General features: G+C 39.9%; 17 protein-coding genes, 2 tRNA genes and 2 pseudogenes. 9 read left to right on the forward strand and 12 right to left on the reverse strand.

What is annotated here, in order from left to right:
• The first annotated feature begins 103 nt into the window (after window positions 1–103).
• Window positions 104–1384, forward strand: coding sequence for a GGDEF domain-containing protein (locus ACWQ4X_RS15230; RefSeq protein WP_457904204.1), 1281 nt, complete (start codon window positions 104–106; stop codon window positions 1382–1384).
• Between the two features lie 27 nt (window positions 1385–1411).
• Here ACWQ4X_RS15230 and ACWQ4X_RS15235 read toward each other — a convergent pair whose 3' ends face one another.
• The 6 genes and pseudogenes from ACWQ4X_RS15235 to ACWQ4X_RS15260 form a co-directional block, all read right to left on the reverse strand.
• A complete protein-coding gene (locus tag ACWQ4X_RS15235; protein ID WP_374531262.1) occupies window positions 1412–1726 on the reverse strand; it encodes a DUF3861 domain-containing protein in 315 nt (104 codons plus the stop codon).
• A 25-nt stretch (window positions 1727–1751) separates the two neighbouring features.
• On the reverse strand, window positions 1752–2159 hold the full coding sequence (locus tag ACWQ4X_RS15240) for a transcriptional repressor (protein ID WP_457904205.1): 408 nt from the start codon (window positions 2157–2159) through the stop codon (window positions 1752–1754).
• A 17-nt stretch (window positions 2160–2176) separates the two neighbouring features.
• Window positions 2177–2707: a PadR family transcriptional regulator gene (locus ACWQ4X_RS15245; protein ID WP_457904206.1), complete on the reverse strand. Its 531-nt coding sequence runs from the start codon at window positions 2705–2707 to the stop codon at window positions 2177–2179.
• Window positions 2708–2878: 171 nt separating this feature from the next.
• Window positions 2879–3814, reverse strand: a pseudogene (locus ACWQ4X_RS15250) (restriction endonuclease).
• A 210-nt stretch (window positions 3815–4024) separates the two neighbouring features.
• Window positions 4025–5593, reverse strand: a complete 1569-nt coding sequence (gene guaA, locus ACWQ4X_RS15255; RefSeq protein ID WP_100242283.1) for a glutamine-hydrolyzing GMP synthase — start codon at window positions 5591–5593, stop codon at window positions 4025–4027.
• 181 nt (window positions 5594–5774) lie between these two features.
• Window positions 5775–6199, reverse strand: a pseudogene (locus ACWQ4X_RS15260) (DoxX family protein).
• 189 nt (window positions 6200–6388) lie between these two features.
• On the opposite strand from ACWQ4X_RS15260, the gene ACWQ4X_RS15265 reads away from it, so the two are divergent.
• Window positions 6389–7024: a DedA family protein gene (locus ACWQ4X_RS15265; RefSeq protein ID WP_457904207.1), complete on the forward strand. Its 636-nt coding sequence runs from the start codon at window positions 6389–6391 to the stop codon at window positions 7022–7024.
• A 4-nt stretch (window positions 7025–7028) separates the two neighbouring features.
• Here ACWQ4X_RS15265 and ACWQ4X_RS15270 read toward each other — a convergent pair whose 3' ends face one another.
• The 5 genes from ACWQ4X_RS15270 to ACWQ4X_RS15290 form a co-directional block, all read right to left on the reverse strand.
• Window positions 7029–7619, reverse strand: a complete 591-nt coding sequence (locus tag ACWQ4X_RS15270) for a LysE family translocator (RefSeq protein WP_457904208.1) — start codon at window positions 7617–7619, stop codon at window positions 7029–7031.
• Between the two features lie 218 nt (window positions 7620–7837).
• Complete coding sequence (locus tag ACWQ4X_RS15275; RefSeq protein ID WP_457904209.1) at window positions 7838–8227, reverse strand: hypothetical protein; 390 nt, start codon at window positions 8225–8227, stop codon at window positions 7838–7840.
• Between the two features lie 14 nt (window positions 8228–8241).
• Window positions 8242–9081: a ParA family protein gene (locus ACWQ4X_RS15280; RefSeq protein WP_457904210.1), complete on the reverse strand. Its 840-nt coding sequence runs from the start codon at window positions 9079–9081 to the stop codon at window positions 8242–8244.
• Window positions 9082–9164: 83 nt separating this feature from the next.
• A complete protein-coding gene (locus tag ACWQ4X_RS15285) occupies window positions 9165–9554 on the reverse strand; it encodes a SirB2 family protein (protein WP_457904211.1) in 390 nt (129 codons plus the stop codon).
• A 15-nt stretch (window positions 9555–9569) separates the two neighbouring features.
• Entirely contained in the window at window positions 9570–9878 is a 309-nt protein-coding gene (locus ACWQ4X_RS15290) for a BolA family protein (RefSeq protein ID WP_100242289.1), read from the reverse strand.
• Between the two features lie 199 nt (window positions 9879–10077).
• On the opposite strand from ACWQ4X_RS15290, the gene ACWQ4X_RS15295 reads away from it, so the two are divergent.
• Window positions 10078–10153 (forward strand) — tRNA-Gly (locus ACWQ4X_RS15295).
• Window positions 10154–10192: 39 nt separating this feature from the next.
• A tRNA-Gly gene (locus tag ACWQ4X_RS15300) sits at window positions 10193–10268 on the forward strand.
• 380 nt (window positions 10269–10648) lie between these two features.
• On the opposite strand, the gene ACWQ4X_RS15305 is transcribed toward ACWQ4X_RS15300, so the two are convergent.
• Complete coding sequence (locus ACWQ4X_RS15305; RefSeq protein ID WP_010588955.1) at window positions 10649–10867, reverse strand: helix-turn-helix domain-containing protein; 219 nt, start codon at window positions 10865–10867, stop codon at window positions 10649–10651.
• 110 nt (window positions 10868–10977) lie between these two features.
• Here ACWQ4X_RS15305 and ACWQ4X_RS15310 point away from each other — a divergent pair, with 110 nt between their 5' ends.
• The 5 genes from ACWQ4X_RS15310 (at window position 10978) to ACWQ4X_RS15330 (ending at window position 13997) form a co-directional block, all read left to right on the forward strand.
• Complete coding sequence (locus ACWQ4X_RS15310) at window positions 10978–11193, forward strand: hypothetical protein (RefSeq protein WP_004985715.1); 216 nt, start codon at window positions 10978–10980, stop codon at window positions 11191–11193.
• A gap of 13 nt (window positions 11194–11206) precedes the next feature.
• Window positions 11207–12388, forward strand: a complete 1182-nt coding sequence (locus tag ACWQ4X_RS15315) for a site-specific integrase (protein ID WP_004985718.1) — start codon at window positions 11207–11209, stop codon at window positions 12386–12388.
• Window positions 12381–12629 (forward strand): hypothetical protein, encoded by a 249-nt coding sequence (locus ACWQ4X_RS15320; protein ID WP_004985719.1) that lies wholly within the window; start codon window positions 12381–12383, stop codon window positions 12627–12629. The genes ACWQ4X_RS15315 and ACWQ4X_RS15320 overlap by 8 nt, the downstream gene beginning before the upstream one ends.
• A 68-nt stretch (window positions 12630–12697) precedes the next feature.
• Window positions 12698–13240, forward strand: coding sequence for a DUF1376 domain-containing protein (locus tag ACWQ4X_RS15325; protein WP_119065024.1), 543 nt, complete (start codon window positions 12698–12700; stop codon window positions 13238–13240).
• Window positions 13241–13250: 10 nt separating this feature from the next.
• Entirely contained in the window at window positions 13251–13997 is a 747-nt protein-coding gene (locus tag ACWQ4X_RS15330; protein ID WP_004985725.1) for an ATP-binding protein, read from the forward strand.
• The last annotated feature ends 704 nt before the right edge of the window (window positions 13998–14701 follow it).

The following is a 14701-nucleotide window of genomic DNA, read 5'->3' on the forward strand; positions in this document are numbered from 1 at the left end:
ATTTACATATCCATTCCAATGAAAAATGCGCATTTTATATACAAAAACGTGATAAATGTTTATTATTTCAAAAGAATACATTGTAGATACAATGGAGCAGCCTATGATTAAAGGAGGACATGGACAGACTGATTTGGGTCATAAGCACACGACTGAACTTCAAGACAACCAAAATATTCAGCATGCTCATGAAAGCACCTATATTTTACCCTCCCAATTATGTGAACCTGAAAATCGCACTGCCATCGTCAATGCACTACAAGATCATAATGCTTTAATTCCAAAACAGTTTTTGGAATGCTATTACAGTTATCAAAATGCACATCAACGGCGCTACCTGCGACAAATTAACTTTCTGGCGCAACTGTCCTTTTTGTCCTATTTTTTCGCAGACTGGTTTTTATTGCCCGATATTGCCTATATTTCAGGAGTGACCCGTGTCAGTGCTGTTTTGAGTATTATGTTGCTGAACTGGGCGATGTTTAAATATTGCAAAAACATTTTAACCTTAGACTTATTACTCCCTCTTTCCAGTGCTTTTGCCGCCAGTGTCTGGTTTTGGCTACTGCATCAGTCTAGTAGTCCAAGCGTCCATTATTATCAATATGCTTCTGTGATTTTTATCTTATTGGGCTGTTTGTCTATTCAGGTGCGCTTTCACCCCTCAATTCTTACCGCACTGTTGATCAGTGTGGTGATTATTGCAGGTGTCGTCCAAATGAACAGCGCGCAACAAACCATCATCTTTTTACTGGTTTATGTCCCGATTCTGATTTTCAGTCTGTATATCAGTTGGAACAACACCTTAAATGCACGGCGGACCTTTTTACGCTCCATGCTCGATGAATGGGATCGACATATGTTGCGTGAACTGGCACATACCGATGAATTGACTCAACTGAATAATCGTCGTCAGTTTGAACTGATTGCAGAACAGAAAATTCATCAATGGCCGCAATATAAGTCAATTTGCTTGCTGATGTTCGATGTCGATTTTTTCAAACGCATCAATGACAATTATGGACACGATATTGGCGATCAGGTCTTACAAAAAATTGCCGAAATTGCACGTAAAGAAATGCGCAGAGATGACGTTTTGGCACGCTTTGGCGGCGAAGAGTTTGTTGCGCTACTGCCTGAAACTTCCATTGATGATGCCATGATGATTGCGGGAAGATTGCGTCAAAAAATCGAATCGACCACCGTCTGTATCAGCAACACGATCAAACTCAACTTCACCATTTCAATCGGGGTTTCACAACTTGATCCTGATGAGGTGGATTTACATCTGTTGATAAAAGAAGCCGATGTGGCGCTGTATCGCGCCAAACAAAATGGACGTAATCAAGTGGTCTCTTTTGATCCTTTACCGAATGAAGTCTAAGGTATCCCTGAAATACATCTGGCAATGCTATTGCTGTTCAACTCTCTGCTCTGCCAATGTTTGTTTCAAATGCTTCATAAACTGACCAAACTGCGGCAGAAGTTGCTGAAATAAGGGATGTTGGCGATTTTCCAATAAGGTTTCACCAAACAACTTTAAACCCACTGCAAAGGCAGCCGTCGCATCTGCATCAAAGAGTTTTGCCTGCTGCATTCGCGCGACGATTGCCAAAATGTCATCGTGATTACCGACATCAAAGGCGAGTTTCTCGGTATAAGTTGAAGGCTGACCTTTGGCATCACAAAGATGTTCTACAGTAATATGATATTGGTGTTGTTTCATTGTATTGTCCTTTAAACGGATGAATTTAAAACTCTGCTTTGGGTTGTACATGTAAAGTGAGTTCAACTTTGACCAATTGCTGTTGCATAGCTTCAGCCAACTGGTTCAAATAGTTGGATAAATCTTGATGTTCAAATGCCTCGACTTGCCCATTTTGCAAATGCAAGATTTGAAACTGCGTTCTTTGTTGCCGTATTACGAAACTGGCTTTGGCACGCTGATGGTATTGCCGCTCAATCAATTTTGCCTGTTCCAACTCTGTCAGTACGCGATAAATAGTGGCTAAACTCAAGCCGCTTTGTTGCTGTTGTAGCTGTAAATACACCTGCTCGGCACTGCACGCCGCCTTGGCATCCAATAATTGCTGCAAGACGGATGTACGGGCTAAAGAAACTTTTAAATGGGCGTGTTTCAACAATTCCTGACTTTGCATATCTAGGTTCAAGATCCTTAAAGTCGGCTAATGGCTACGGCGGCAGCATCAATTTGTGCAGCAATCTGACGTACAGTTTCAGCATCAACCGATTTGGCATTTAGCTTTAAGCGTAGCGAGGTTTTTAAGTTTTCCATGGCGCGGTGAATATCCATCAGCTCATCTTTACTTTGGATCTCTCGCTTGGTTTCCAACTTTTCCAATAACTGCTGAATCACCGTTTGTTGTTCTTTTAAATGTGCCTGTCCAACATCGGTAATATAAAACTGCTTACGATCACCCTCAGTCAGTTGAACCTGCACAAAGCCCATATCTTCCAGATAGGTTAAAGTTGGATAGATAGTGCCTGCACTTGGGCTATAGCCACCCCCCACCAATTCACTGATATCTTTGATCAACTCATAGCCATGTTTGGGAGCCTGGGCAATTAGATAGAGAACCAGCAGCTTCATGCGTCCTGCTTCAAATAAACGACCACGACGTCCACCATGTGGGCGTTCTGGATGATGGGAGTACGACTCATAGTCATGATGAGAACCATGTTTCATGATGATTGCTCTCTTTAATAATGAATTTATACTCATTAAGATATATCTTTATATATCTTAAATCAATAACTGTTCTTCTTTTTCAGTACAACATATTGTTTTTGATTTGAATTATTTTCTGCCAAAAATAAAATCAAATTTTAAGCAATAAAAAAGGACGCTTACGCGTCCTTAAAAGTTATCTTCATCAAACCGATCTTGGTCTATTTTGTAAATATGGAAACTTCTTTCTATTTGTACACCTAGTCCAAATTCAATCATTAAAGAAGTTAATTTATCACCATCAATTAATACAATGCCTGACTTTTTGGCAGATTCAATTGCTTCCTTACTAAAGTTGGACGTAGTAATAAATACTCCTTTTTTAGCAACCTGATCTGCCAAAGCACCTTTAAATTGTTGAATATCTGGACGACCAACCGTATTTTCCCAACGCTTGGCTTGAATATAAATTTTATCTAGTCCTAAACGATCTTCACTGATTATTCCATCAATACCACCATCGCTTGTTTTACCAATCGCTTGTGCAGCATCTTGATGTGAACCGCCATACCCCATGGCAACAAGTAAATCGACAACTAATTTTTCAAAAAAAGATGGCGTATTATCTTTTATTAAAGCAAGTAAATCTGCTTTAATCGAATCTTTTAATAACTCAGTTGTTCCTATAATAATTTCATCAGGGGTTTTAGTTTCTTCCAACTTTTGTATAAAAGTTACCTCACCAACCTTTTTCTCAACTTCTTGATTATCTTTTATTATTCCTAACTTATAATTTGAAAAGCTTTCATATTGCATTAAAAATTCAATCGTAATACTGGTCAGATTTTTCAAATCTAATCGACGCCCAATTTCACTTAATTCACAGAATCCACGTTTTGGCTGATTTATCAATCCTGCTTTAACAAGATAAGTTTTAGCCCAACCAACTCGATCATAAAAAATTGTTTTTGTTCCACTCGATAATCTTAAATTTAATTCTTCTGTACTAAGTCCAGAACGTTCTGCCATTAAAGTAGCCATATCTCCAAATTTTATCGCTTCATGCTACTCAGAAAGTAACTTCATTAAGGGAAGCATTAATTGATCATATGTTGGAAGCGACATCGTATTCTCTATAATTAAAATCATGATTTTGCATAGTATAAAATAAAAAAAGAGCGCCTAAGCGCTCTTTCTTAAATCATTCTATTCTGCCGCGAGCACAGCTCTTGGCGTAATTCAGGCAAGAAGCTTCGCTTCTTGAAATCCCTCCTGCCGCAGGCATAGCCTTTGGCGTAAAATCGGCAAAATGCGTTGCATTTTGAAATCCCGATTTTACTCCCACTCAATTGTTGCTGGTGGCTTAGATGACACGTCATACACAACACGTGATACATCTTTAATTTCATTCATAATACGCGTAGAGATCTTGTCAACCAATTCATACGGTAAGTGTGCAAAACGCGCAGTCATGAAGTCCACAGTTTCAACGGCACGAAGTGCAACAACCCATGCATAACGGCGACCATCACCAACTACACCCACAGATTTCACAGGTTGAAATACTGCAAATGCTTGCGCAGTTTTGTCATACCAGCCGCTTGCACGAAGCTCTTGCATGAAGATGTCGTCTGCAAGACGAAGAATATCTGCATATTCTTTTTTCACTTCACCCAAAATACGCACGCCCAAACCTGGGCCCGGGAATGGATGACGATAGATCATGCTGTGTGGCAAGCCTAAAGTTGTACCCAATTTACGCACTTCGTCTTTAAACAAGTCACGTAATGGTTCAACAAGGTCAAATGCTAAATCTTCTGGTAAACCACCCACGTTATGGTGTGATTTAATCACGTGTGCTTTACCTTGCTTGCTTGCAGCAGATTCAATCACGTCTGGGTAAATTGTACCTTGCGCCAAGAATTTCACGCCATCAAGTTTGCGTGCTTCTTCGGCAAATACTTCAATGAACTCGCGACCAATGATCTTACGTTTTTTCTCAGGATCAACTTCACCCGCCAACGCTGTCAAGAAACGCTCTTCAGCATCCGCACGGATTACACGGATACCCATGTTGTCAGCGAACATTTGCATCACTTGATCGCCTTCGTTTAAACGAAGTAAACCGTTGTCTACAAATACACAAGTCAATTGGTCACCAATTGCTTTGTGTAATAAAGCCGCTACAACCGATGAATCTACGCCACCAGACAAACCAAGCAGTACTTTTTCATCACCAATCTGTGCACGTAGTTGTTCTACACGAAGATCGATAATGTGTTCTGGTGTCCATAAACCACCACAACCACAAATCTTGTGAACAAAGTTAGACAATAACTCTGCACCTTTTGCAGTGTGCGTCACTTCTGGGTGGAACTGCACGCCATAGAAACGACGGCTTTCATCAGATGCCGCAGCAAATGGGCAGCTTGGTGTGCTTGCAGTTGTAGAGAAACCTTCTGGAAGACGGCTGACTTTGTCACCGTGGCTCATCCACACGTGTAATTGGTTTTCACGGTCTTGAAGCTGACCAATTAAATGGTCGCGCTGCTGAATATCAACTTCAGCATAGCCAAATTCGTGTACTGTACCCGCTTCAACCTTACCGCCTAGCTGTTCAGACATGGTTTGGAAACCATAACAGATTCCCAATACTGGCACGCCTAACTCAAAAACCACTTGCGGTGCGCGTGGGCTCCCTTCAACATGAACACTTTCAGGTCCACCCGATAAAATAATACCGTTTGGATTAAACGCACGAATATCTTCTTCAGACATATCGTAGGCATACATTTCAGAATATACACCCGCCTCGCGTACGCGACGTGCAATAAGCTGACTATATTGAGAGCCGAAATCCAAAATAAGGATACGATCTTCAGTAATTTGAGAATTGGTAGTCATGACAAACAACTATGATAGGCAAACGAATATAAGCGCCATATTCTAACATTTTTCCAGTTATTAAGCACACTATTTGGGCAATCAATAAATATACAAATAAAACATAGAGTTAAATAAAAAGCACCGAACTTGTCGGTGCTTGAGATTGATCACAGGATTCTGCAATCCTAGCACCTAGAAACTAAACCTCTGATTTTTCAATCAGCGCATCGAGACTGAACTTGCCTGCACCATGCAGCAGCAAGAAAAATAAACCGCCCGCCATGGCAAAGTTTTTCATAAAGTTAATCGCATCTTCAGCACCACCATGAAAAATAAATGCGGTAATGATGCTAAATACGCCTAGACCCAAGGCGGCAAAGCGCGCTTGGAAACCAAATAACAGTGCTAAGCCACCGCCAAATTCAACCAAGATGGTTAAAGGCAGTAATGCACCCGGCACACCCATGGCTTCCATATAGCCCACAGTTGCGCTATAGGCCGTCAATTTGCCCCAGCCTGCAACCAGAAAGATTAGGCCAAAAGCACACGGCCAATCAAACTAACGGTACTGTCGAGTGCAGGTTGGGTCACGATATTTTTCACAACAACATTGGGATTAACCATAATTGAACCTTTTCTTAATTTTGTGGATAGGCACAGCTTAGTTTTTGTTGATAATAGAATAAATATACATTTTTCAGACTTATCGTTTTATATGTGGAACGACAATTTGGCAAATTAGTTACCTTTTAGTACTGACTTTCCATATATGGGCTGCTAGCATTTGGCTACATTTTCGCGATGCTGTACCCCATGGAACTCATTGATTTTATTTTACACGTAGATGACCATTTACTCGAATTTATTACAAATTATGGGGTGTGGATTTACGCTATTTTATTTTTAATTATTTTTGTCGAAACAGGTTTGGTGGTCATGCCATTTTTACCTGGCGACAGTTTGTTATTTGCTGCGGGTGCCTTGGCAGCCTCTACAGGGGCGATGGACCCTTGGGCATTGGGTATTTTACTGTTTATTGCCGCAGTCTTGGGTGACACCCTGAATTACCATATTGGTAAATATATTGGACCTCGGGTATTTGAACTGGATTCACGCTTTATTAATAAACAACACCTGATTAATACCCAGAAATTCTTTGAAAAACATGGCGGTAAAACCATTATTTTTGCCCGCTTTGTTCCGTTTGCACGTACCTTTGCACCCTTTGTGGCAGGTGCAGGGCAAATGAACTATAAGTTTTTTCTCACCTATAATGTGATTGGCGCATTTTGCTGGATTACTTCGTTTATTACGCTGGGTTATTTGTTTGGCAACATGCCAATCGTCAAAGACAATTTCACCCATTTAATCTTCGGAATTATTATTATCAGTATCTTACCGGGCATTATTGGTTTTATTCGTCAGAAGCTGGGAAAAAACAAAGCATAAGCATTTAAAAGAAGCGAATCACCACTGGAAACATACAGACAATCAATAACATAGCCGATCCTTTATACAAGTGATCGGCTTTTATTTGCTTTAAATTTCCCGCCAAAAGTGCCTTGCCAAAGACCATCCAGAACATCGCCACGGGAATCAGAATCAAGGAAAAAGCCAGAAATACCAGTCCTGCACTTAAACTGCTATTCCACATTTCTGGCGGTAAAATTCCCGCAGCAAACAGCAACGCTTTCGGGTTTTTTAGGGTGGAAAAAAACAATTGATGTGGACGGATACAGGGATGCTTTTGATTATGCAATTGTAAATGCGCAGACTTCCACAAATGAAACGCCATCCAGAAGACATATAGCGCACTGAGCACATGCAATAAGGTAATTAAATGCGGCCAAACTGGATCGGTCAGATGAATAAACAAGGACCATAAGCTGATGGCATAAACATAGCCCAACAGTTCAGCAGGAATGAGTAAACTGGTTTTTAAAACACCTTGTTGATGCGCAGAGCTTGCCAGTAATGCATTGGTCGGTCCTGGAATCAGAAACACCGCAATCATTGCAAATACAAATAGCCAACTCTCAATCATAAAAACCTATCACTCAAGTTCAAAGTGTTGCACACCTTATCTGAAAGCTGCCCTGAAGAACAAGCCAAGCCCAGTCTAAATTGAGAACCGCTGGGTTTCATTCAACCCCAAAATTTACGCTAAGTTTTTATTTATATTATATTTATATTTGAAATATTTTGAAAAACTTTCACCCTCGATCATTTTCTTGACTCGCCGAAAGAGGGTGAAAATGACCCTTATGAAGTTCTTGGCACCACTTGAATTGGACAGTTTTTAAACTGAGCTGCCTGAACAATGGCATCTTGCTGACCCATCAAACGCGAGATTTCGGTCTTTTTGGTGTTTGAAGACTGTCCCATATTTAATGAAACACTTGGACCAAAGCCCCAGCCTCCACCATGGCTCCAGCCACCGCCCAAGCCAACATCTACCCCAACACCAGTCCGCTTCGCAGTTGAAACACCTTGGTCTAAATATTGTTGAATACGGTCATACTCTGCCTGTAATTGTTGACAGCTCAATGACTGATATTGCGTTGGAGAAACATAGGTCGGTTTTACCGTAGTGGCGCACGCGGTCAGCAATACGCTACTGGCAGCAAGGATAGATAAAGCTATTTTTTTCATCTGTTTTCTCAATCTTATTTTTGCTCAATTTCATTGAACAATGAAAGATAGGCCTGCGTCAATTTATGATCTTTGGCCAAATGAATTAATGGCAGGTTTTGATGATGGGATTCTTTCATCAGCACCGAAGGTGGCAACATATTTTCCAATACTGGCAAACCTTCATCTTTCAGTTGCTGCACCACTTCACGCGGCAACTTGGCTTGTGCTTGATACTGATTCACCACAATGCCTTCAATTTCCAGTTGGTCATTATGATCATCTTGGGTTTCAATCACATTTTCAATCAGGCTTTGCAAGGCCCGCTTCGAGAACACATCACAATCAAAAGGAATCAACACGCGATCGGCAGCAATCAGGGCAGACAAGGTAAAAAAGTTAAATGCTGGCGGCGTATCAATATAAACACGGTCATATTTGCCTTCCAGTAACTTCAAGGCATCGCGTAATTTATAAATTTTGTGTTTGGCTTCTAAAGCATGGGCCAACGCACCCAGACTCGGACTCGCAGGAATCACATCCAAGAGTTTAAACGGGGTCTGATGCACATAACTTTCCAGCCCTTTGGGGCGATTTTTCAGTAAAGAGCCAATCGCATTGCCCAATAAGCCTGCTTTGCTTTGGGTTGTGCCCAACACTTCTTCAAAGTAGTTTTCAACATTGGGTTCTAATGCAGGCTTATCCACCGAATAGGTCGCATCGTCTCCCAATAAATACTGGCTGGAGTTGGCTTGCGGATCCAAATCAATCACCAGTGTTTTTAGCCCCTGATGAGCACTAATGGCCGCCAGATTGACTGTAATACTCGACTTGCCTACCCCACCTTTCTGATTAAATACCACACGTGTCCGCATATGCCCCCTCCCTCAATTTTTATTTGTGATCGTTCAGCAGTGTAATCGATCATATTTTTATCGTTTAAGATTATGTCCGACAATCAACCGAAATTTGGCTGAATCATCACCAAGCCCAAGATGGAAATAAACGCCACCACAGCCAAAAACAAGCCTGCACGGCGCTGCGTCAACAGAACCTGATCCTGTTTTTTATAGGCTTTGCTTAAAGAAGACAACAGCACTACAAACAGAATGATTTTGGCATAAAACCAAGACTGTACCTCAAAACCTTTCATGACCAGCAAGGCAACACCCGTCAGAATCAACAGGGTCATGGCACTGTGCTGCACCGCGACAAAAACTTTGCGTGCCGTTGGATTCGGCATATTACCTTCAGTTCCCGAAAATAAACTCCATGCGCGGCTCACAATTGCCACACCTGCCAGTATCACCGCCAACAAATGCAGCGTTAATAACATTTGTGCATCCATAAAGACTCAATATCCTTAGTTCTTAGGTGCATGCGCACATTCAGGGCTTGAGGTGTCTTGTCCTTGCCATTCCGATTCCACAAAGGCATGAATAGCTAGGGCATGAATACGACTCGGAGCCAATAAATCACCCACAGCCGCATAAATTTTCTGATGACGTTGGACTAAACGTAGGCCATCAAAAGCTTCGCTGACAATCACCACCTTAAAATGCGATTCTTTGCCTGGGAAATAACCGCCATGTCCCGAAGATTCATTCACAATTTCTAAATAAGTCGGAGCTAATTGCTGTAAACGGTCGCGCAGTTGTAATTCTAAGCTCATGGTACTCTGCCTTTATCTTTTCAGTTGCTTACAGTATAGCGGTTCTACCTGTCGGTTTTGTATCAACACGCATTTTTTGCGACTACAAGCGCAAATTTTTAAAAAATATGACATAAAATGCTTTTATTTTATGCAATTGATACAAGTTTTTTCAGAAACATATTGACCATGATTTTTCATACTGTATTATACACGGCATGCGGGAATAGCTCAGTTGGTAGAGCACAACCTTGCCAAGGTTGGGGTCGCGAGTTCGAGTCTCGTTTCCCGCTCCAAATTTTTTAGTGTAAGTTTTAGAAAAAACTGCTCAATATGCGGGAATAGCTCAGTTGGTAGAGCACAACCTTGCCAAGGTTGGGGTCGGGAGTTCGAGTCTCCTTTCCCGCTCCAGATTCAAAAAGCCCTCATCGAAAGATGGGGGCTTTTTTCTTGTTGATTATTAATAATATTTTTTCTAAAACCTATATGTTCCAGCTTTGGAAGAAGCTCTAAAAATTTTAGAAAAAGTATTGTATAAGCTCGCTGCGTGACCAAAAGTGCCCTAAACGTGCCTTCCCTTTATCATATACGAATCAATTCATTCGCTATTCTGGTATTTTTTTAATCAATTTCAGTATAGATAATCAGAACACCTTCCCCATACACTTGACTTCCCTTTTTTCCATCTATTTTAGTATTTTTTTATTTGCTTTATTTTGATGGTGACCAAATTTGGTCACCAAAAATACATAGTTAAAACATTTACTTATGATCAAAAAACTCAATTTTAATCAATCATTCTGCTCTTCATTTTTCTTAAATTTTAATAAATCACCCACTTCAACATTAAGTAATACACACAATTTTTCTAAGGTCTCAAAATCTATTCGAGTCGATTGACCATTATATAACTTATGCAATGTTGTCTTACTCATTCCAGTCGCTCGAACTACATCCGCAACTTTCATTCTTCGCTCTGCCAAAAGCACTGGCAAGTTACAAACTATCATTAATTACCACCATTGTGTAATAAAGTACTTGCATAGTGTCTTAAATGCATTTATTATCGCATTGTGGTCTTAAATAACACCATTGTGATACTTTATAAAAGGATACAAACATGAATCTTACTTATATTACTACAAAAGAATTGGCGGAACGAATCCATTATAACGAACGTACTATCCGTAATCAGTTAAAAGATAGCGTTTTGATCGAAGGCATTCATTACATTCGCCCTTTTGGTGGTCGCAAAATTTTATATGTATGGGAGCGTATTGAAGAAGATATGACTAAAACAACTTTAGGCTCGCTACACAGCCTACAACTTCTGTAAGGAGAACATAATTATGGCTGCTATTCGTACTAGATACGGTAAGTTATGTGTCGATTTTCGATACTTAAGTATCCGTTGCCGTGAAACCACCGCTCTTGAAGACAATGCTCAAAATCGAAAAAAGCTTGAAAAAGCGATTGAACGAATGGAGGCAGAAATCTTATTGGGTATTTTTGACTATGCTAAATACTTTCCAAAAAGTTCTCGTTTGAAAGAAATCAAAAATGCAGAAAACAGAGTAAATGAAATCAGCTCAAAAACACCTCTATTTTCTAAGTTCTGTGAAATCTGGTTCACTGATAAAGAAATAGAATGGCGTACAAGCTACAAGGAAAAAATTCAAATTGTGATCAGAAAGTACTTAATTCCTTTTTTTGGCACAATTCCGGTTATTAATATCAAAAAGTCAGACATTCTTGGATTCCGTTCATCCCTCGCCAAAGTGACTCACGGGAAAAACCAAGAATGCCTTTCACCATCAAGAATCAACCAGATTATGATAGCACTTCGTATGATACTCGATAGTGCTGCCGAACGATATGACTTTGACAGTCCTTATAAGAATATCAAGAACTTAAAGCAAGGGAAAATTGAAGTCACGCCTTTTTCATTAAAGGAAGTACATGCAATCTTGGCCACAGTTCGTGATGATTTTAAGCCTTATTACACTGTTCGGTTTTTCACAGGTATGCGCACCAGTGAAATTGATGGGTTGCAATGGAAAAATGTGGACTTGCAACGTCGGGAAATCCATATTCGTGAAGCCTTGGTGAATGGGGAACTGGGTGGAACCAAAACCTATGGTTCTGACCGCACAATCCAGATGAGTGACCGCGTTTACCAAGCCTTTCTGCAACAGAAAAGCTTAAATAATGGTAAATCAGAGTTTGTTTTCTGCAATCGTGATGGTGGACCTCTCGATTACCGTTTGGTGAATAAACGTGTCTGGCATCCGATCTTGCGCTTTCTAGGATTAAAGCCTAGAAGAGCCTACCAAACACGTCATACAGCAGCAACGCTCTGGCTGTCGGCAGGAGAGAATCCGGAATGGATCGCACGTCAATTGGGACATTCAACGACTGAAATGCTATTCCGGGTCTATAGCCGTTACATCCCCAATGTTACCCGTCGTGATGGCAGTGCATTTGAAGCCATGCTGGAAAAACTAAATACAGAGGAGCTTGCACATGAATAGTAAAGCTTTCTTTGGTGGTGTGGTCGTCAGTCCTGAAGCGGATACGGTCGCTCGTGAATTAATCCATGAGCTACACATTCCCAAACTGCACAATCTGGCGTTTTTGCTGGAGATCAACAAATGCTTCGATGATCACCAGGCGTTAAGACTGTGGCTACAGCGACTGCTGGATGATGGACAAGCCCATTACGATGACCTAGCCCAACAGGCTCGCCTCCGGTTAATGAGCTTAGCTCCCTGATCAAATAAATATACAAGGTCATCTGATTGATGACCTTAGCCCTCTATACCTATAAAAAAGGTGAACACATGCATAAACATATTTCAATTTGGATGCCACTCTATATTGGCGACCTACAGGCGAAATTTGCACGAATGACAGCAGAACAAATTGGTGCGGCACTGCTGTTAATGATGGATTTCTGGAAAAACGGTGCTATTCCTCATGACCTAGCTACGGTATGTAGCATCACAAAATTATCGCAACATACCAAGGCTAAAACTTTGTTGAATACGCTAATAGCCCTGGAATTGTTTGAAATCGAATCTGAGCAAATTCATTCAAGTTTTTTAACCAGTTTAAAAAGCCAGGCATTGCAAAATCAGCAAATGAAATCTGATAAAGCTAAAAATGCAGCTCAAGCACGTTGGGGAAAATCCGCAACTAATGCTCAAGCATCAGCCAAGCAACGAAAAGTAAATGCTCAAGCAGCTCCTGAGAAGAGCCCGAGTATTACTCAAGTCATGCTTGAACCATGCCCTTCATCTTCATCTTCATCTTCATCTTCATCTTCATCTTCAAATTTTGAAGAAAAAAATGAGAGTTTTTTAGAAAATTCAAAATGGATTTAGGAGAACAATCATGAATACCATGCTTAAAACGCTCCAGTTTCGCGCAGAAACAACAGAAGCACTCTGCCCTACCCATCATATACCCCTGATGGAAATCGCCGGTCACAGGCTTTGCAAATTGTGTGCAAAAGAAATGGTCCATCGCTCACATGCAGCCTATGCAGATGAGCTGCAACAACGGTTGCTGCAACAGAAAATCAAAAACTCAGGGCTCAATAAACGCTACCTGGACCGTGGCTTCAAGAATTATGTAGTTGCATGTCCTGCTCAAGACAATGCCATAAAACTATGTCAGGCTTTTGCACAGCAAATTATTTCTGACCATTATCCAAACCTGCTGCTCATTGGTACACCAGGTACAGGAAAGACTCATCTGAGTGCGTCAATCATTCGCAACATTCTGCATAACAGTACAAAATCTGCACGCTACTATACCAGTGCAGAAATTGCTCAAAAAATGATGGACACCTGGTCAGATGCTTCACGCTCTGAAAAGGAAGTTATCGAGCATTTCTCCAGTTTTGATTTATTGGTGATAGATGAATATGGCCTGCATGACCGACATGAAAAACGCCTGGAGATGGTGCATAAGGTTTTATATAGTCGTTATGACAATATGAAATCTACACTGCTGATTTCCAATTTCACAATCCAAAATATGCAGCGGGATTTAGGTGCCCGATTATGGTCACGGTTACATGAGAACAATTTGATTGTAGTGCCATGTTATTGGGATGATCTAAGATTTAATCAGTAAAATAATTTAGATTTAGAATCTATATAAGTGTAAAACCTATAAGTATTGGTTTTACACTTAATATCAAGATAATTAGAAGTAGTAAGAATTCTCTCCATCCAAATTCAATACCATCTAATTTTCAAATATAACAAAATTAATTTAACAATATCAAAAATTGCTTTTTTAAGAGTTAAATCTATACTACCTTTTATGAAAATTGGTTCATATTTTTTCATCAAATTGAGAAAATAAAAATCGAAAATAACCCTTATCAATTTCAGTTAAATTTTTAAAATCATGTTAAAAAATTACATATTTTTTGTTATTTTCAACATAACTTATAGTATAATTATAATATATAAAACAGCATCTTGTGATAGGAAAATGAAAAAATGAAGCTCACATCTAATAAATTTTTAATTCCCTTTACTCTTATCATTTTAATCAGCAGTTTTTTAATTATTCTCTACCGTATTACTATCAGCTAATACAGAAATTTTTCATATAATGATATGAAAAGAATTTAAAAAATTTAGATCAAATGAAAACCGACATAATTTAGATATATTCAAATTATGTCATTATTGTTTCATCGTACTCATTCGCTATGAAATAAAGTAAGCCAAATGAAATATTTTTACCAAGGCAAAAAGATCAACTTCGGCATCTGGACAGGTAAGACTTGATCAAAATATAAAGTACCCAAAAATGTTTATCCTATT

Source organism: Acinetobacter sp. NigerLNRRAM0016 (genome assembly GCF_054112845.1).

What these genes read in the sequence shown, in the direction of transcription:
- ACWQ4X_RS15265 (WP_457904207.1), top strand. Translation starts at nt 6,389, where the DNA reads ATGGAACTCATTGATTTTATTTTACACGTAGATGACCATTTACTCGAA.
- ACWQ4X_RS15330 (WP_004985725.1), top strand. Translation starts at nt 13,251, where the DNA reads ATGAATACCATGCTTAAAACGCTCCAGTTTCGCGCAGAAACAACAGAA.
- ACWQ4X_RS15230 (WP_457904204.1), top strand. Translation starts at nt 104, where the DNA reads ATGATTAAAGGAGGACATGGACAGACTGATTTGGGTCATAAGCACACG.
- guaA (WP_100242283.1), bottom strand. Translation starts at nt 5,593, where the DNA reads ATGACTACCAATTCTCAAATTACTGAAGATCGTATCCTTATTTTGGAT.
- ACWQ4X_RS15305 (WP_010588955.1), bottom strand. Translation starts at nt 10,867, where the DNA reads ATGATAGTTTGTAACTTGCCAGTGCTTTTGGCAGAGCGAAGAATGAAA.
- ACWQ4X_RS15240 (WP_457904205.1), bottom strand. Translation starts at nt 2,159, where the DNA reads ATGCAAAGTCAGGAATTGTTGAAACACGCCCATTTAAAAGTTTCTTTA.
- ACWQ4X_RS15280 (WP_457904210.1), bottom strand. Translation starts at nt 9,081, where the DNA reads ATGCGGACACGTGTGGTATTTAATCAGAAAGGTGGGGTAGGCAAGTCG.
- ACWQ4X_RS15315 (WP_004985718.1), top strand. Translation starts at nt 11,207, where the DNA reads ATGGCTGCTATTCGTACTAGATACGGTAAGTTATGTGTCGATTTTCGA.
- ACWQ4X_RS15275 (WP_457904209.1), bottom strand. Translation starts at nt 8,227, where the DNA reads ATGAAAAAAATAGCTTTATCTATCCTTGCTGCCAGTAGCGTATTGCTG.
- ACWQ4X_RS15325 (WP_119065024.1), top strand. Translation starts at nt 12,698, where the DNA reads ATGCATAAACATATTTCAATTTGGATGCCACTCTATATTGGCGACCTA.
- ACWQ4X_RS15285 (WP_457904211.1), bottom strand. Translation starts at nt 9,554, where the DNA reads ATGGATGCACAAATGTTATTAACGCTGCATTTGTTGGCGGTGATACTG.
- ACWQ4X_RS15270 (WP_457904208.1), bottom strand. Translation starts at nt 7,619, where the DNA reads ATGATTGAGAGTTGGCTATTTGTATTTGCAATGATTGCGGTGTTTCTG.
- ACWQ4X_RS15320 (WP_004985719.1), top strand. Translation starts at nt 12,381, where the DNA reads ATGAATAGTAAAGCTTTCTTTGGTGGTGTGGTCGTCAGTCCTGAAGCG.
- ACWQ4X_RS15235 (WP_374531262.1), bottom strand. Translation starts at nt 1,726, where the DNA reads ATGAAACAACACCAATATCATATTACTGTAGAACATCTTTGTGATGCC.
- ACWQ4X_RS15290 (WP_100242289.1), bottom strand. Translation starts at nt 9,878, where the DNA reads ATGAGCTTAGAATTACAACTGCGCGACCGTTTACAGCAATTAGCTCCG.
- ACWQ4X_RS15245 (WP_457904206.1), bottom strand. Translation starts at nt 2,707, where the DNA reads ATGAAACATGGTTCTCATCATGACTATGAGTCGTACTCCCATCATCCA.
- ACWQ4X_RS15310 (WP_004985715.1), top strand. Translation starts at nt 10,978, where the DNA reads ATGAATCTTACTTATATTACTACAAAAGAATTGGCGGAACGAATCCAT.